This window comes from Streptomyces sp. NPDC001781 (assembly GCF_053596035.1).
Map to the genome: position 1 here is coordinate 40,331 of NZ_JBSFFI010000018.1, position 16,938 is coordinate 57,268.

Below are 16,938 nucleotides of genomic sequence, written 5' to 3' on the forward strand. Positions count from 1 at the left end.
CGGTACGTGGGCGGAACGACGCTGGTGAGCGAGGAGCCGGTCACCGGGGAGGTGCCGCCGGCTCCGGTGGGACATCTGGACCCACCGCCCGCAGCGGAACCCGAACTCGGCGCCCGCCAGGTGCGGTTGGTCTTCGTCGGCCTGATGCTCGCGCTCCTGCTGGCCGCGCTGGACCAGATGATCGTGGCCACCGCGCTGCCGAAGATCGTCGGCGAGCTGCACGGCCTGGACAGGATGTCCTGGGCGATCACCGCCTACCTGCTGACCTCCACCATCGGTCTTCCGCTCTACGGCAAGCTCGGTGATCTCTTCGGCCGCAAGGGCGTCTTCCAGTTCGCCATCCTGGTCTTCGTGATCGGCTCCGCGCTCGCCGGTCGCGCGCAGAGCATGGACCAGATGATCGCCTTCCGCGCGGTGCAGGGCATCGGCGCGGGCGGCCTGATGATCGGTGTCCAGGCGATCATCGCCGACATCGTGCCGCCCCGGCAGCGCGGCCGCTACATGGGCCTGATCGGCGCCGCCTTCGGTCTCGCCTCCGTGGCCGGACCGCTGCTCGGCGGCTACTTCACCGATCATCTCTCCTGGCGCTGGTGCTTCTACATCAACGTCCCCTTCGGCCTGGTCACCCTCGCCGTGGTCGCCGCCGTGCTGAAGCTGCCCCGGCCGAGGAAGCGCGCCCGGCTCGACGTGCCCGGTGCGCTGCTGCTCGCCGCCGCCTCGACGTGCCTGGTCCTGCTGACCAGTTGGGGCGGGACCGAGTACGCCTGGGACTCCAGGGAGATCATCGGCCTCGGCGCGGGCGCGCTCGCCGCGGTGATCCTGTTCGTCGTGGCGGAGCGGTTCGCCGCCGAACCCCTCATCCCGCCAAGACTGTTCCGGGACTCGGTCTTCAACGTCGCCGGCCTGGTCGGACTGGTCATCGGGGTCGCCCTGTTCGGCGCGGCCAGCTATCTGCCGACATTCCTCCAGATGGTCGACGGCGCGAGCGCCACCGAGTCCGGCCTGCTGATGCTGCCCATGATGGCGGGCATCGTGGGTGCCTCGGTCGTGGGCGGCCAGCTCATCAGCCGCACCGGCCGCTACAAGGTCTACCCGGTGATCGGTGCCGCGCTCGCCGCGCTCGGCATGTGGCTGCTGTCCCGGCTGGAGACCGACACCCCCCGGCTGTCGTACAGCGTCTGGATGGGCGTCCTCGGCACCGGCATCGGCCTGGTCATGCCCGTGCTGGTGCTCGCGGTGCAGAACTCCGTACGCCCCGCCGACCTCGGCACCGCCACCAGCGCCAACAACTACTTCCGGCAGATCGGCGGCAGCGTCGGCGCCGCCATCTTCGGCACCCTCTTCGCCGACCGGCTCGGCGACGCGCTGCGCGAGGACCTCCCGCCGGACGCCTCGGCCGCGCTGCCCGACCCCGAGGCGATCACCCCGCAGCTCGTGCACGCGCTGCCCCCGGCGCTGCGGGACGCCTACATCCACGCCTACGCCGACGCGATGCCGCGGATCTTCCTGTACCTGGTCCCGGTGCTCGTCCTCGGCCTGATCATCGCCTTCTTCCTCAAGGAGAAACCCCTGGTGTCCCAGCACGCCCCCACCGCCACCGACCCGGACACCGTGCCGGGCATCCCCGTACCGCCCCAGATCCGCGCGCAGCACACGGCCGGGATCGCGGTCTGCGGCACGGTCCAGCACCCGGACGGCACCGTGGTGCCCCGTGCCGCGCTCACCCTCATCGACGTCGGCGGGGTGCAGATCGGCCGGGGCGCCAGCGGTGACGACGGCCGCTACGCGCTGGCCACCCCCGGCGCCGGCTCCTACGTGCTCATCGCCGCGGCCGGCGGACACCAGCCGCAGGCCGTGTCCGTCACCGTCGGCGAACGCCCCGTCGAGCTGGACGTGGTCCTCGGCGGCGCCGGCCGCCTCGCGGGCTCCGTGCTCACCGCCGACGGCAGCCCCGTACGCGACGCCACCGTCACGCTCACCAACGTGCACGGCGAGGTGGTCGCCGCCACCCGCAGCGGCCGTGAGGGCGGGTACGTCATCGGCGAGCTGGTCGCGGGGGAGTACACCCTCGCCGCCAGCGCCCCCGCCTTCCGTCCGGCCGCCCTCCCCGTCACCGTCCAGGCGTCCCGCGAGACCCGGCAGGACGTCGAACTCGCGGGCGGCGCGGTGCTGAAGGGCACCGTCCGGGCCGGGGGAGGGCGCGCCGTCGAGGACGCCCGGGTGACCCTGCTCGACGCCGCCGGGAACGTGGTGGACACCCTCACCACGGGGCCCGACGGCACCTTCCGCTTCGTCGACCTCTCCTCCGGCGAGTACACCGTCATCGCGGCCGGTTACCCGCCGGTCGCCACGGTCCTCCAGGTCGCGGGCGGCGGCCGCACCGAGCGTGACCTGCAGCTGGGGCACGAGGACTGAGGACAGGGCCCTCCCGGACCGGCGAGTGTCCCCGGGACGGAATTCGCGGTTTGCCACACACGGCGACATGACTCCCCCGTACCGTAGTGGCGGGCGGCACTGATCGTTCGCGTACAGCCGTGGGGGGAGAGGGCCTTGGTCATGGACCGTGGCAGCGAGCGGGACGCGTCGCCGGGCCGTGGTGCGGAGAACCCCGCGGCGGGCCGGATTCCGCTGGCCGTGGTGATCGTCGACCGCGCCGGCCTGGTGTCGCACTGGAGCAGCGGGGCCGGGCGGATGTTCGGCCCGGGCCGGGAGGCGGCCGTCGGGCAGCCCGTGGCCGACCTGCTGCCCGTCACCGGTGCCCTGCCGGACGACCTCCAGGAGGGCACGCCCGACGACGTCGACGGCCCCGGCCTGGAGACCTCCCTCGGCGTCCACACCGGCTACCCCACCGCGGGCCGTGCCCGGCTCACCCCTGCCGGGGGCGGGGGCGACGAGCGGCTCGACGTGCTGTGGTGGGCCTATCCGCTGGTCGGGCCGGGCCCCTCGCGGCTGCTGGTGCTCGCCGCCGACGCCACCCGGCTGCGCGAGGCGCGTGGCCACCCGGACGAGAGCGCCGAACGCATCGCGCCCGGCTTCGCCCGCCACACCGAACTGCCCACCGCCGCGGACCTGGAGCGCAGGCTCCCCGAGATCCTGCCCAACATGGGCCCCGGACTCAGCGCCCGCATCGTCTCCCAGATCCTCGAACTCGGCTATCCGGTAATGGAGTTCAGCCAGTCCGAGCGGGTGCCCGTCACCCCGTACTGGGGAGTGCCGCGGCGCCCCGGCCGCACCGACAGCCTTGTCCCGCGCCCCCGCCCCGAGCCCCTGATACCGGCCGACGCCCTGGCCGACCTTGAGTACGCGGCCGTACGGGAGCGGCTGGAGTTCCTCAACGAGGTCAGCTCCGCCATCGGCACCTCCCTCGACCTCGGGGAGACGATCCGCGAGGTCACCAGCGCGGCCGTACCCCGGTTCGCGGACTTCGCCGGCACCCATCTGCGCTCCGCCGTCCTCGCGGGCGAGGGCTTCCCCGACGGGCCGCCCGACGCCAGCACCCTGATGCACCGGGTCTGGGTCGAGCACAACGACGAGCCCGGCCGCTGGGACGACACCGTGCCGGTCGGCGAGGCGTTCGCCTTCCCCGAGCACACCCCGTTCTACCAGTGCATGGTCACCGGCGAACCGGTGCTCATCCCGAGGATCAGCGACGAGCTGGGCGACCGGATCTCCGGCGAGTTCGAGAAGCGGGACCTCCGCCCGCTCATCAACGGCCGCTCCCTGCTGATCGTCCCGCTCAAGGCGCGCAACGTGGTCCTCGGCTTCATGGTGCTGCTGCGCCGCGCCGACCGGCTGCCCTTCGACGGCATGGACCGCACCACCGGCGCCGAACTCGCCGCACGCGCCGGGCTGGTACTCGACAACGCGCGCATGTACACGTACCAGGAGAACGTCGCGGAGACCCTCCAGGACAGCATGCTGCCGCAGGTCGCCCCCCGCATGGCCGGGTGCGACGTGGCTACCCGCTACCTGCCCGGCACCCTGCTCGGCCGGATCGGCGGCGACTGGTTCGACACCGTGAAACTGCCCGGTTCGCGCACCGCCCTGGTCGTCGGTGACGTGATGGGTCACGGACTCCACTCGGCCGCCATGATGGGCCAGTTGCGCACCGCGGTGCAGACCATGGCGGCCATGGAGACCCCGCCCGCCCAACTGCTGCGGAACCTCGACGACCTGGCCCGCCGGCTGGGCGAGAACTACCTCGCCACCTGTCTCTACGCCGTCTACGACCCGATCCGCGGTGAGCTGCGGATGGCCAACGCCGGGCACATCCCGCCCGTGCTGGTCCGCGCGGCGGACGGCGGCAGCGAACTGCTCGAACTGCCCACCGGCGCGCCCGTCGGCGTCGGCGGGGTGCCCTTCGAGGCGGTCACGGTACGGGTCGCGCCCGGCGACCGGCTGGTGCTGTGCACGGACGGCCTGGTCGAGGTGCGCGGCTCCGACATCGGGGAGGGGCTGGCCGCGCTCTGCGAGTCCGCCGCGCACCCGGCCGCCTCCATGGACGCCGCCTGCGACACCATCATCCGCGCCCTCAACACCCGTGGCGGCCGCAAGGACGACGTGGCCCTGCTGATGGCCCGGCTCAACGGCATCCCCGACGACCACGTGGCCCGGTGGCACCTCGAGTCCGACCCGCGCGAGGTGTCCCGCGCCCGGCACCTGGTCCGCGAGCGCCTGCTGGAATGGGGGCTGCCTCAGGCGGTGGACACCGCGCTGCTGCTGGTCAGCGAGGTCGTCACCAACGCGGTGCGGCACGGCGGGACAGGACCGGTCGGGCTGCGCGTGGTCCGTGCCGGGGACCTGCTGTTCGAGGTCACGGACGGGGAGCCGGAGCTGCCCGGCATGCGCACCGCCGGACCGGACGACGAGGCGGGCCGGGGGCTCGGCGTGGTCGACCGGCTGGCGAAGGAGTGGGGCGCCACGACGAGCGGGCACCGCAAGACGGTGTGGTTCGAGCAGGCGCTGATCCCGTAGAAGCGCCCTTGGACCCCTTGCCCGGGGGCAGTAGGCGCGGTATCCCGATCATGGCACCGACCCCGGGGAGATCGCAGTGAACGTTTCCGACGACTACCGCTCCAACTGGGAGAGCTACTGGCGGGAGACCTCCGAGGAGCGGGGGGACGCGATCTGGGACTCCGACCCCTCGCTGACCGCCGAGCCCCACAGCGATCTCCTCCTGCCGCACGCCGAGGCCGGCCGCGTCATCGTGGACCTCGGCTGCGGAAACGGCACCCAGACCCGCCACCTCGCCACCCGGTTCGCCCGCGCGGTCGGCGTGGACCTCTCGGACGCCGCGATCGACCACGCCCGCCGTGCCACGGCGGGCGCCGCCGCCGAGTTCGAGCAGCTCGACCTCACCGACACCGGCGCCGTGCGAGACCTGCACGACCGGCTCGGGGACAGCAACGTCTACATGCGCGCCGTCATCCACCAGAGCGAGCCCGCCGCCCGGCCCCTGGTCGCCGCCGCCGTGGCCGAGCTGCTCGGGCAGGAGGGCCGCGCCTTCGTCGTGGAACTGACCTCCGCCTCTCGTGACGTCCTCCAGCGGGCGGCCGCCGGCCCCGACGGACCGCCGCCCAAGCTCCGCCGCGTCCTCCACCACCACCTCAAGCCCGCGGACGCGGGGGACGAGGAGATCCCCCGCCTGCTGGCCGAGGCGGGCCTGAAGATCCTGGCCACCGGCGAGACGGTCCTGCCGCAGACCGAGCACTTCCCGGACGGCACCCGCATCGACCTGCCGGCCAGATGGTTCGTGCTCGCGCGCGAGTGAGGACCGGCGGGGTTGTTCCCCTGGATCAGGCCGGACCCCGCGAGCCCGGCCTGATCCGGACGAGAGGCCCTGGTGCCGGGCGGCGGGGACCGGGTCGTAGCCGCCGCCGGGCCGGGCGCGTAACCTGCGCGGCATGAAGATCCTCATCAGTGCCGACATGGAAGGCGCCACCGGGGTCACCTGGCCCGCCGACGTGCTGCCGGGGACGCCGCAGTGGGAGCGGTGCCGGGGAATGTTCACCTCCGACGTGAACGCCGCCGCCCAGGGCTTCTTCGACGGCGGGGCCGACCAGGTGCTCGTCAACGAGGCGCACTGGAGCATGCGCAACCTGCTGCTGGAGAAGCTGGACGAGCGGGTCGAGATGCTGACCGGCCGTCACAAGGCGCTTTCCATGGTGGAGGGCGTCCAGCACGGTGACGTCGACGGCATCGCGTTCATCGGCTACCACGCGGGCGCCGGCATGGAGGGCGTCCTCGCCCACACCTACCTCGCCAACCAGATCACCGGTGTGTGGCTGAACGACGTGCGCGCCAGCGAGGGCCTGCTCAACGCGTATGTCGTCGCGGAGTACGGGGTGCCCGTGGTCCTGGTCACCGGGGACGACCTGGCCTGCGAGGACGCGCTCGGCTACGCGCCCGGGGCGCTGAAGGTCGCGGTCAAGGACCACGTGTCGCGGTACGCGGCCGTCTGCCGCACCCCGGCCCGCACCGCCGCCGGCATCCGCGCGGCGGCCAAGGAGGCTGCGCGGCTCGCGGTGCGCCAGGAACCCTCGGACCAGGGGCCGTTCACCGTCGCCGTGGAGTTCGACGCCGAGCACCTGGCGATGGCCGTCACCGTGGTGCCGGGGGTCGCGCGGATCGGGGAGCGGAAGGTGGCTTACACCAACGGCACGATGTTCGATGCAATTCGCACGTTCAAGGCGGTCACCACGATCGCCTCGGCCGCCGTGGAGGAGCAGTATGGCTGACCAGCGCGCGCTGGACGAGGTGGTCGAGTTCACCTCCGAACTGATCCGGATCGACACCACCAACCGGGGCGGCGGCGACTGCCGGGAGCGGCCCGCCGCCGAGTACGCGGCCGAACGGCTCGCCGATGCCGGGCTCGAACCGCTGCTGCTGGAGCGGACGCCGGGGCGCGGCAACGTCGTCGCCCGGGTGCCGGGCACCGACCCGTCCGCCGACGCGCTGCTGGTCCACGGCCACCTGGACGTGGTGCCCGCCGAGGCCGCCGACTGGAGCGTGCACCCGTTCTCCGGCGAGGTCCGCGACGGTGTGGTCTGGGGGCGCGGTGCCGTCGACATGAAGAACATGGACGCGATGATCCTGGCCGTGCTGCGCGGCTGGGCCCGGCAGGGCGTGCGGCCGCGCCGGGACCTCGTCATCGCCTTCACCGCCGACGAGGAGGCCAGCGCGGAGGACGGCTCCGGCTTCCTCGCCGACCGGCACCCCGAACTGTTCGAGGGCTGCACGGAGGCCGTCGGGGAGTCCGGCGCCTTCACCTTCCACGACGGCACCGGGCGCGAGATCTACCCCGTCGCGGCGGGGGAGCGGGGCACCGGCTGGCTGCGGCTCAGCGCGGGAGGCCGCGCCGGGCACGGCTCCAAGGTGAACCAGGAGAACGCGGTGACCCGGCTCGCCGCCGCCGTCACCCGCATCGGCGAGCACCGGTGGCCGCTGCGGATCACCCCGACCGTGCGGGCCGCGCTCACCGAACTCGCCGCACTGTACGGCGTGGAGGCCGACTTCGACGACATCGAACGGCTGCTGGACAAGCTCGGCCCGGCCGCCAGGCTGGTCGAGGCGACCGTCCGCAACAGCTCCAACCCGACCATGCTGGAAGCCGGTTACAAGGTCAACGTCATCCCCGGCGAGGCCCACGCGCACATCGACGGACGCTTCCTGCCCGGCGGCGAGGAGGAGTTCGAGTCCACCCTGGACCGGCTCACCGGACCGGACGTCGACTGGGAGTACGTGCACCGCGAGGTCGCCCTCCAGGCCCCGGTGGACGCGCCGCTGTTCGGCAGGATGCGGTCCGCCGTCGAGGAGTTCGCGCCCGGTGCGCACGTCGTCCCGTACTGCATGTCCGGCGGCACCGACGCCAAGCAGTTCTCCCGGCTCGGCATCGCCGGCTACGGGTTCGCCCCGCTGCGGCTGCCCGAGGGGTTCGACTACCAGGCACTGTTCCACGGCGTGGACGAGCGGGTGCCCGTGGAGGCGCTCCGGTTCGGCGTCCGCGTCCTCGACCGCTTCCTGCGGACGGCCTGACGACATGGGGGAAGAGATGAGGGTCCTGCCGTACGGATCGTGGCCGTCGCCGATCGACGCGGAGCTCGCCGCCGCGCACGACGGACACCCCGAGTGGGTGGGGTTCGTCGGGGACGAGGTCTGGTGGACCGAGCCCCGGCCGGCCGAGGGCGGCCGCCGCGCGCTGGTGCGCCGCACGGCCGCCGGCGCCGAGGAGGTGGTGCTGCGGCCGCCGTGGAACGTGCGCAACCGCGTCCACGAGTACGGCGGCCGCCCCTGGACCGCCGCCCCCGGCACGGACCGCCCGCTGGTCGTCTTCACCCACTTCGCCGACCAGCGGCTCTACCGCTACGAGCCCGGCGGCGAGCCGGTGCCGCTGACCCCGCTCTCCCCGGTCGGCGGCGGACTGCGCTGGTCGGAACCGGAGCTTGACCCGGAGCGCGGCGAAGTCCGGTGCGTGATGGAGGAGTTCACCGGCGAGGGCAGCGGCGACGTACGGCGCGTGCCGGCCGCCGTACCGCTGGACGGGTCGGCCGCCGAGGACCGCTCGGCGGTGCGTGAACTCACCGCCGAGCGGCACCGGTTCGTCACCGGAGCTCGGGTGTCCCCGGACGGCCGCCGGGCCGCCTGGCTCGCCTGGGACCATCCGCGCATGCCCTGGGACGGCACCGAACTGCTCGTCGCGGAGATCGGCGACGACGGCAGGTTCCGGGACGTGCGCACGGTCGCCGGCGGCGCTGCCGAGGCCGTCGCGCAGGTGGAATGGGCGCCGGACGGACGGCTGCTGTACGTGAGCGACCGGGACGGCTGGTGGAACCTGTACCGGGACGGCGCCCCGCTGTGCCCGCGCCAGGAGGAGTTCGGCGGACCGCTGTGGAAGCCCGGCCAGCGCTGGTTCGTCCCGCTGGCGAACGGGCTGCTCGCGGTGCTGCACGGACGGGGGTCCGCCGTGCTCGGGATACTCGACCCGGAGACCGGCGAGATCGCCGACGCGGCCGGTCCCTGGACCGAGTTCGACTCCTCCCTCGCCGCTCACGGCAGCCGGGTCGCGGCCATCGGCGCGAGTCCGCGCACCGGGTACGAGGTGATCGAGCTGGACACCGGCACCGGACGCGCCCGCACGGTCGGCGCCCGGCACCGGGACCCCGTCGACCCCGCGTACTACCCCGAGCCGGAGGTCCGCACCTTCACCGGACCCGGTGGCCGCGAGGTGCACGCGTACGTCCACCCGCCCCGGAACCCCGGAGCGACCGGCCCCGACGACGAGTTGCCGCCCTACGTGATCTGGGCGCACGGCGGCCCGACCAGCCGCGTCCCGCTCGTGCTGGACGTCGCCATCGCCGCCTTCACCTCGCGCGGCATCGGCGTCGCCGAGGTCAACTACGGTGGCTCCACCGGGTACGGGCGCGCATACCGCGAGCGGCTGCGGCACCAGTGGGGCGTGGTCGACGTCGAGGACTGCGCGGCGGTGGCCCTCGCGCTGGCCGAGGAGGGCACGGCCGACCGGAACCGGCTGGCGATCCGGGGCGGCAGCGCGGGCGGCTGGACCACCGCCGCCTCCCTGACCGGCACCGACGTCTACGCCTGCGGCACGATCAGCTACCCGATCCTGGACCTCACCACCTGGGGCCCGGGCCGCACCCACGACTTCGAGTCCCGCTACCTGGAGTCCCTGGTCGGCCCCTTCGCCGAGGTCCCCGACCGCTACACCGAGCGCTCGCCCGCAAACCGCGCCGACCGGCTCACCGCCCCCTTCCTGCTCCTCCAGGGGCTGGACGACGTGATCTGCGCGCCCGAGCAGTGCGAGCACTTCCTCGACCGCGTCGCGGGCCGGGGCGTCCCGCACGCCTACCTGACCTTCGCCCAGGAGGGCCACGGCTTCCGCCGCGCCGACACCATGGTCCGCGCGCTGGAAGCCGAACTCTCGCTGTACGCGCAGGTGTTCGGATTCGACCTGCCCGGCGTCCCGGAACTGGAGCTCGGCACGTGAAGCAACTCCTCCGCCCGGCCCGGCTCGCTCCCGGCGCCCGGGTGGCCGTGATCGCGCCCAGCGGGCCGGTGCCCGAGGAGCGGCTGCGCGCGGGTCTCGCCGTGCTGCGCGGCTGGGGCCTCGACCCGGTCGCCGCCCCCCATGTGCTGGACCGGCACGGCCAGTTCGGCTACCTCGCGGGCACCGACGCCGACCGGGCCGAGGACCTCCAACGGGCCTGGTGCGACCCTTCGGTCGACGCGGTGCTCTGCGCGCGCGGCGGCTACGGCGCCCAGCGGATGGCCGGCCTGCTCGACTGGGAGGCGATGCGCGCGGCCGGCCCCAAGGTGTTCGTGGGCTTCAGTGACATCACCGCCCTGCACGAGGCGTTCGCCACCCGCCTGGGCCTCGTCACCCTGCACGGGCCGATGGCCGCCGGGATCGACTTCATCGGCAGCGCACGCGCCCGCGACCACCTGCACGCCACCCTCTTCGCCCCGGAGAAGGTCCAGCGGATCACCACCGAGGGCCAACCCCTCGTCCCCGGAAGCGCCCGGGGCACCACCCTCGGCGGCTGTCTCTCGCTCCTCGCGGCGGAGCTCGGCACCCCGCACGCCCGCCCCTGTGCCCGCGGCGGACTGCTCTGCCTGGAGGACGTCGGTGAGGAGACGTACCGCCTGGACCGCTACCTCACCCAGCTCCTGCGCGCCGGCTGGCTGGACGAGGTCCGCGGCGTCCTCCTCGGCTCGTGGCAGGACTGCGGCCCCTACGACTCCCTCCGCCCGATGCTCGCCGACCGGCTGGCTCCGCTGGGCGTCCCGGTGCTGGAGGACGCCGGGTTCGGGCACTGCCGGGACGCCCTGACGATCCCCTTCGGCATGGCGGCCGAACTGGACGCGGACGCCGCCACCCTGACCCTGGAGGAGCCCGCGCTGCGGTGACCTCCGGCCAGGGGGCGGGCGTAGGCTGGCCCGATGCCCCACACCGCACCCCACTACCTCGCCCAGGGCCACCGCGTGGCCGTCCGCCGGTTCCGGCCGGAGGACGGGGACGAGTTCACCGCGCGGGCCAGGGAGAGCAAGGATCTGCACCGGCCGTGGCTGGTGGTGCCCGACAGCGACGAGGCCTACGCCGCCTACGCCGGGCGGCTGACGGGGGACCCGGGACGGGCCGGGTTCCTCGTGTGCGAGAGGGCCGGCGGGGGCATCGCCGGGTTCATCAACATCAACAACATCGTCCGGGGCGGCTTCCAGTGCGGGGCGCTCGGGTACGGGGCGTTCGCGCACGCGGCCGGGCGGGGGCTGATGCGGGAGGGGCTGGAGCTGGTGATCGGGTACGCCTTCGGGCCGCTCGGGCTGCACCGGCTGGAGATCAACGTGCAGCCCGGCAACACCGCGTCCATCGCGCTCGCGCGGGGTGCCGGGTTCCGGCTGGAGGGGTTCTCGCCCGCGATGCTCCAGGTCGACGGCGAGTGGCGCGACCACGAGCGATGGGCCCTCACCACCGAGATGCGCAGCTGAGTCCCCGCTCAGGCCCCCGACTGGTCGGCGTACTCGAAGATGGTGCCGTCCGGGTGCATCACCAGCAGGTTCCGGCCCACCGGAGTCGGCACCGGGCCCGCGACGATCTGCGCGCCCAGGTCGTCGAGCAGTCGGTGCGCCTCCTCGACGTCCTTCACGGCGATCGTCGCCGTCACCTTGCGCAGCACCTCCAGCTCCGCCTCCGGCCCGCTCATCAGCAGGAACGATCCGATGGCGGCGACTCGCACCCCGCCGCGCTCGAAGCGCAGCGCTGTCGTGCCCACCAGCCGCTCGTAGAACGGGACCGCGGTCTCCAGGTCGTCGACGCAGATGCGCAGGGTGGCGCCAAGAATCTCCATGTCCAGGAGCCTAGTTGGGCCGGCGGGGTGCGCACAGGCCGTCGCCGCGCATCGCGGGCCCGCGCGGCGGCCGGGTGACGCGGAGGTGGTTTGGGTGCCGTCACCCCGGTTACGCGGAAGACCTCGGACGAACCACGCCACCCTGGCGCCCACAGTCGGTCACAGAGCGTGACGGTCCGGGGTTCGCCGGGGGCCGGGCGGCCCGCCCGGTGTGCCGAGGACCGTCCGAGTCGACTCGGACCCGCGGAAAGGAGACCCATGAACAACGACGAACTCGCCGAACTCGGGCAGCAGTTGCGGGTGGACAGCGTCCGCGCCGCGGATGCCGCGGCATCCGGACACCCCACCTCCTCGATGTCCGCCGCCGACCTGATGGCCGTGCTGCTCGCCAACCATCTGCGCTACGACTTCGAACGCCCCGACCATCCCGCCAACGACCGCTTCGTCCTCTCCAAGGGACACGCCTCCCCTCTGATGTACGCGGTCTTCAAGGCGGCCGGTGCCGTCGACGACGCCGAACTGCTCACCTTCCGCAAGCTCGGCAGCCGCCTCGAGGGCCACCCGACCCCGCGCCGGCTGCCCTGGGTGGAGACGGCCACCGGCTCCCTCGGCCAGGGCTTCCCGGTCGGTGTCGGCATCGCGCTCGCGGGCAAGCGGCTGGACCACTGCGACTACCGGGTCTGGGTGGTGTGCGGTGACAGCGAGATGGCCGAGGGCTCGGTCTGGGAGGCCGCGGAGGCCGCCGCGTACGACAGGCTGGACAACCTCACCGTCATCGTGGACGTCAACCGGCTCGGCCAGCGCGGCCAGACCAGGCACGGCCACGACCTGGACGCCTACGCCCGCCGTTTCCAGGCGTTCGGCTGGCACACCGTGGAGGTCGACGGCCACGACGTCGCCGCGATCGACCGCGCCTACGGCGAGGCCGAGTCGACCAAGGGCCGTCCCACCGCGATCATCGCCCGCACCCTCAAGGGCAAGGGCGTCGCCGCGGTGGAGGACCAGGAGGGCAAGCACGGCAAGCCGCTGCCCGACGCCGAGGAGGCCGTCCAGGAGCTGGGCGGTCCCCGCGACCTCCGCGTCCACGTCAGCGAGCCGCCCGCCGCGACCGGGCGGAAGCGGGAGCACGGGCCGCTGACCCTGCCCCGCTTCGACAAGGGCGAGGAGGTCGCCACCCGCGACGCCTTCGGCAAGGCGCTGGCCGCACTCGGTTCCGCGCGCGGCGACGTCGTCGCCCTGGACGGCGAGGTCGGCGACTCCACCCGCACCGGTGTCTTCGCCGAGGAGCACCCCGAGCGCTTCTTCGAGTGCTTCATCGCCGAGCAGCAGATGGTCGCCTCGGCGGTCGGCATGTCGGCACGCGGCTGGCAGCCCTACGCGTCCACCTTCGCGGCCTTCTTCAGCCGCGCCCACGACTTCGTGCGCATGGCCTCCATCAGCGACGCCTCGATCAACCTGGTCGGCTCGCACGCGGGCGCGGCCATCGGGCAGGACGGGCCCTCGCAGATGGGCCTTGAGGACCTGTCGATGTTCCGGTCCGTGTACGGCTCCACCGTGCTCTACCCCTGCGACGCCAACCAGACCGCCCGTCTCGTCGCGTCCATGGCCGACCTGGACGGCATCCGCTACCTGCGCACCTCGCGCGGCGAGAGCCCGGTGATCTACGACGCCGACGAGGAGTTCCCCGTCGGCGGCAGCAAGGTGCTGCGCTCCAGCGAGGAGGACCGGCTGACGATCGTGGCGGCCGGGGTCACCGTGCGGGAGGCGCTGACGGCCGCCGACAGGCTCGCGGAGGAGGGCATCAGGGTCCGGGTCGTCGACCTGTACTCGGTCAAGCCCGTCGACGTGGAGACGCTGCGCCGGGCCGCCGACGACACCGGACTGCTGGTGACGGTCGAGGACCACCACGAGGAGGGCGGCATCGGCGACGCGGTCATGGAAGCCTTCACCGACGGGCGTCCGGTACCGCGCCTGGTCCGCCTCGCGGTCCGGATCATGCCGGGTTCCGCCGCGCCGGACGAGCAGTTGCACGCGGCCGGCATCGACGCCGCGAACATCGCGGCCACCGCGCGACTGCTGGTCGGCGAGGCCGTGGTGAGCTAGGGCCTCTCGTCCGGATCAGGCCGGAACCTGCCGACGGCGTGCGTCGCGTAACGCGGCGCCCGCCGTCGTGCTCAGGCGGGCTTGCGGCACAGGATCTCGCCGTTGAGGACCGCGAACCAGCCGTCCTCCCGCCGCCCCCACTCCCGCCACGCCCCGGACACCGCGCGCAGCTCCTCGGGGGTGGCGTGGCCGCCCTCCACCGCGCGGTCCGCGTAGGCGGAGGCGAGCGTACGGTCCGCCCACAGCCCGCTCCACCAGGCGCGTTCCTCGGAGGTGGCGTACGTCCAGGTGCCGGAGGTGGCCGCGATGTCGCTCAGCCCGGCCGCCAGCGCCCAGCTCCGCAGGCGCCGCCCGGCGTCCGGTTCACCGCCGTTGGCCCGCGCCACCCGCCGGTACAGCTCCCGCCAGTCGTCCAGGCCGGGTACGGCCGGGTACCAGGCCATGGCCGCGAAGTCCGCGTCGCGCACCGCGATCAGCCCGCCGGGCCGGGTCACCCGGACCATCTCGCGCAGCGCCCCCACCGGGTCACCCACGTGCTGGAGCACCTGATGGGCGTGGACCACGTCGAAGGTGCCGTCGGGGTGGTCGAGAGCGTGCACATCGCCGACCTCGAAGTCCACGTTGGTCAGACCTCGCGCGGCCGCGGTGGCGCGGGCCTGCTCCAGGACGCCGGGGGCGCGGTCGGCGCCCGTCACCCGGCCGTCGGGGACCAGCGCGGCGAGGTCGGCTGTGATGGTGCCGGGGCCGCAGCCGATGTCGAGGACGCGCATGCCCGGTTCGAGCGAACCGAGCAGATAGGCGGCCGAGTTGGCGGCGGTGCGCCAGGTGTGCGAACGCAGCACCGACTCGTGGTGCCCATGGGTGTAGACGGCGGTCTCGCGGGTCTCCGGCATGACGTCAGCCCCTTCGGCGATTCGGCCGCGGCGGCGGAGGACACCGCGGCCGTGATACGCCGAACGGTACGCCTGTGAACCGGATACTGAGATCCGCGTTTCGCGATACGGACTGACGGATCGTCAGGAGACGTGCGGGCGGGGGCTGTACGCCGTGAGGATCTCCGGCAGCTTCTCCACCGTCACCGTGCCGGACACCGAGGTGACCTCGCCGTCGTACGCCAGCGGGGTGCCCGGCGCGAGGCACGACAGGCGCAGCCGGCCGAGCTGGACCGCCGCGTGGCCCTGCGACCGGCTGAGCGGGCCCGCCACGGCAGCCGCCAGCAGACGCAGCGCCGGCCAGCCGCTGCCGTGCACCACCCGCACGTCGAGCGGGCCGTCCGACAGCTCCGTACGACGCCCGGCGCCCAGGCCGCTGCGGCGGTAGACGCCGTTGCCGACGAACAGCATCCACAGCGGATGCCGCTTGCCGGACGCCTCGACCACCAGCGGATGCCGGTCCGCGCGCAGCACCTTCACCGCGCCCAGCACCCCGGCCGCCCAGCCGCCGATCCGCGGCGACCAGTGCTCGCGCTCGCGCACCAGCTCCGGGTAGACGCCCAGGCTCAGCGTGTTCAGGAAGACTCCGGAGCGGCCGTCGGCGGTGAACCTGCCGACGTCGACCTGCACCGCCTCGCCCGCGCGGACGGCGGCGGCCAGCCCGGCCGTGTCCTCCACCCCGAGGTCGTACGCGAAGTGGTTCAGAGTGCCGCCGGGCAGCACCGCCAGCGGCAGCCCGTGCAGCAGGGCCACTTCGGCGCCCGCGTTCACCGTGCCGTCGCCGCCGCACACCCCGAGAACGCGCGCCCGGGCCGCCGCCTTGTCCAGCTCGGCCCGCACCTGAGCCGGCTCGCACTCCACGATCTCCGCCAGCGGCAGCGCGTCGTGCAGCGCACGCACCCGGTCCGCGGTGCCCGAGGCGCGGTTGGCGACCATCACCAGGCCCTCGCCCTCCGGCAGCGCCGGGGCGTCCGCCCGCGGCCGGGCCACCGGACGGGCCGCCGCCCGAGTCGGCACCAGTTTGCGCACCACGAACGCCGCCCCGATGCCGAGCGCCGCACCGGCCAGCACGTCGCTCGGGAAGTGCGCACCGGTGTACACCCGCGACGTCGCCACCGAGAACGCCACCGGCGCCACCACCGCGCCCCACGCCGGGGACTCCAGCGCCACCCCGGCCGCGAACGCGGCGGCCGAGGCGGAGTGGCCCGACGGGAAGGAGGTGGTGATGGGCTGCCGCTTGAGCCGGCGGGACAGCGGCACCGGGTCCAGCACCGGGCGGGTGCGGCGCACCGACCGCTTGCCGAGCGTGTTGACGGTCAGCGAGGCCAGGCTCAGCGAGGCCAGGCCCCGCACGGCCGCCCGGCGCGCCCTCGGGGTGCGGGTGGCGGCGATCGCGCCGGCCGCCGCGAACCACAGCACGCCGTGGTTGGCGCTCCGGCTCAGGCGGGGCAGCACCTTGCGCGCGCCGGGCCAGTTCCGCCGGGCGGCCGCCTCGAAGAGCCGGGCGTCGGCAGTGAGGAGCCGGCGCAGGACGTTGCGGCCGGTGGCCTGGACAGCGGTGAGGTCGACATCTGCGCTCATGCTCGACCCCCTACCCCGAAGCGCGCTCTTCTTGTGCCGCCGTCGGGGTACCCGCGCGGAGGCCGCGGGAGCGGGATCTTCGTACAGTGGAGCTCAGGACCAGTGGACCTGCAACCAGGACCTGAAGGACCGCGGACACGACGAGCGGGGGCACCACCATGACCGGAGTCGACCCCAGCCGACTGGACGACCAGCAGCTCATGAAAGAGCTGGAGACGATCCACCGCACACGCCACGACACCCTGCTGTACGGCTCGAACGACGCCCTGCGCGCCCACAACGAACGCATGGCCCAGCTGGAGGGCGAGTACCTGCGCCGCAATCCGCGCCGCCTGGTCAGCGCGGGCCGCACCCGTGAGGGCGCCCGCGAGCGCGGCTGCGGGGAGCCGGGGCAGGCGTGAGATCCGGAGCGGCTCCCGGGGCCGGTGTCACCCGTTGGGCGGCGTCCGTGTCCCGCGAAT

At 73.8% G+C, this 16,938-nt stretch carries 12 protein-coding genes and 1 pseudogene; 10 read left to right on the forward strand and 3 right to left on the reverse strand.

Going from position 1 to position 16,938, the window contains the following annotated elements:
- The first annotated feature begins 6 nt into the window (after positions 1-6).
- The 8 genes from ACWCV3_RS18165 to ACWCV3_RS18200 all read left to right on the forward strand — a co-directional run bounded on the left by ACWCV3_RS18165 (position 7) and on the right by ACWCV3_RS18200 (position 11,502).
- Positions 7-2,415 carry an MFS transporter gene (locus ACWCV3_RS18165; protein ID WP_451224653.1) on the forward strand — a complete coding sequence of 803 codons (2,409 nt, stop codon included), beginning with the start codon at positions 7-9 and terminating at the stop codon, positions 2,413-2,415.
- Between the two features lie 141 nt (positions 2,416-2,556).
- Positions 2,557-4,974, forward strand: coding sequence for a SpoIIE family protein phosphatase (locus tag ACWCV3_RS18170; protein WP_451224656.1), 2,418 nt, complete (start codon positions 2,557-2,559; stop codon positions 4,972-4,974).
- A gap of 76 nt (positions 4,975-5,050) precedes the next feature.
- Positions 5,051-5,770, forward strand: a complete 720-nt coding sequence (locus ACWCV3_RS18175) for a class I SAM-dependent methyltransferase (RefSeq protein WP_451224659.1) — start codon at positions 5,051-5,053, stop codon at positions 5,768-5,770.
- 133 nt (positions 5,771-5,903) lie between these two features.
- Complete coding sequence (locus tag ACWCV3_RS18180) at positions 5,904-6,737, forward strand: M55 family metallopeptidase (protein ID WP_451224662.1); 834 nt, start codon at positions 5,904-5,906, stop codon at positions 6,735-6,737.
- Complete coding sequence (locus ACWCV3_RS18185; RefSeq protein ID WP_451224665.1) at positions 6,730-8,034, forward strand: M20/M25/M40 family metallo-hydrolase; 1,305 nt, start codon at positions 6,730-6,732, stop codon at positions 8,032-8,034. Before ACWCV3_RS18180 ends, ACWCV3_RS18185 begins: the two co-directional genes overlap by 8 nt.
- Before the next feature lie 4 nt (positions 8,035-8,038).
- Positions 8,039-10,003 (forward strand): prolyl oligopeptidase family serine peptidase, encoded by a 1,965-nt coding sequence (locus ACWCV3_RS18190; protein WP_451224668.1) that lies wholly within the window; start codon positions 8,039-8,041, stop codon positions 10,001-10,003.
- Positions 10,000-10,923 carry a S66 peptidase family protein gene (locus ACWCV3_RS18195; protein ID WP_451224671.1) on the forward strand — a complete coding sequence of 308 codons (924 nt, stop codon included), beginning with the start codon at positions 10,000-10,002 and terminating at the stop codon, positions 10,921-10,923. Before ACWCV3_RS18190 ends, ACWCV3_RS18195 begins: the two co-directional genes overlap by 4 nt.
- Positions 10,924-10,956: 33 nt before the next feature.
- On the forward strand, positions 10,957-11,502 hold the full coding sequence (locus ACWCV3_RS18200; RefSeq protein ID WP_451224674.1) for a GNAT family N-acetyltransferase: 546 nt from the start codon (positions 10,957-10,959) through the stop codon (positions 11,500-11,502).
- Positions 11,503-11,510: 8 nt separating this feature from the next.
- Here ACWCV3_RS18200 and ACWCV3_RS18205 read toward each other — a convergent pair whose 3' ends face one another.
- Positions 11,511-11,861 carry a VOC family protein gene (locus ACWCV3_RS18205; protein ID WP_451224677.1) on the reverse strand — a complete coding sequence of 117 codons (351 nt, stop codon included), beginning with the start codon at positions 11,859-11,861 and terminating at the stop codon, positions 11,511-11,513.
- Between the two features lie 168 nt (positions 11,862-12,029).
- On the opposite strand from ACWCV3_RS18205, the gene ACWCV3_RS18210 reads away from it, so the two are divergent.
- Positions 12,030-13,964, forward strand: coding sequence for a transketolase (locus ACWCV3_RS18210; protein ID WP_451224680.1), 1,935 nt, complete (start codon positions 12,030-12,032; stop codon positions 13,962-13,964).
- Between the two features lie 71 nt (positions 13,965-14,035).
- Here ACWCV3_RS18210 and ACWCV3_RS18215 read toward each other — a convergent pair whose 3' ends face one another.
- On the reverse strand, positions 14,036-14,857 hold the full coding sequence (locus tag ACWCV3_RS18215) for a methyltransferase domain-containing protein (protein ID WP_451224682.1): 822 nt from the start codon (positions 14,855-14,857) through the stop codon (positions 14,036-14,038).
- 123 nt (positions 14,858-14,980) lie between these two features.
- A complete protein-coding gene (locus ACWCV3_RS18220) occupies positions 14,981-16,477 on the reverse strand; it encodes a phosphatase PAP2 family protein (RefSeq protein ID WP_451224685.1) in 1,497 nt (498 codons plus the stop codon).
- A gap of 121 nt (positions 16,478-16,598) precedes the next feature.
- Between ACWCV3_RS18220 and ACWCV3_RS18225 the strand changes: the two are divergent.
- Positions 16,599-16,878 (forward strand): annotated as a pseudogene (locus ACWCV3_RS18225) (DUF6158 family protein).
- Positions 16,879-16,938: the final 60 nt, after the last annotated feature.

Bases quoted from the DNA above. Each gene is read 5' to 3' on its own strand.
- ACWCV3_RS18180 (WP_451224662.1), top strand. From the start codon at position 5,904: ATGAAGATCCTCATCAGTGCCGACATGGAAGGCGCCACCGGGGTCACC.
- ACWCV3_RS18190 (WP_451224668.1), top strand. From the start codon at position 8,039: ATGGGGGAAGAGATGAGGGTCCTGCCGTACGGATCGTGGCCGTCGCCG.
- ACWCV3_RS18205 (WP_451224677.1), bottom strand. From the start codon at position 11,861: ATGGAGATTCTTGGCGCCACCCTGCGCATCTGCGTCGACGACCTGGAG.
- ACWCV3_RS18220 (WP_451224685.1), bottom strand. From the start codon at position 16,477: ATGAGCGCAGATGTCGACCTCACCGCTGTCCAGGCCACCGGCCGCAAC.
- ACWCV3_RS18170 (WP_451224656.1), top strand. From the start codon at position 2,557: ATGGACCGTGGCAGCGAGCGGGACGCGTCGCCGGGCCGTGGTGCGGAG.
- ACWCV3_RS18200 (WP_451224674.1), top strand. From the start codon at position 10,957: ATGCCCCACACCGCACCCCACTACCTCGCCCAGGGCCACCGCGTGGCC.
- ACWCV3_RS18215 (WP_451224682.1), bottom strand. From the start codon at position 14,857: ATGCCGGAGACCCGCGAGACCGCCGTCTACACCCATGGGCACCACGAG.
- ACWCV3_RS18185 (WP_451224665.1), top strand. From the start codon at position 6,730: ATGGCTGACCAGCGCGCGCTGGACGAGGTGGTCGAGTTCACCTCCGAA.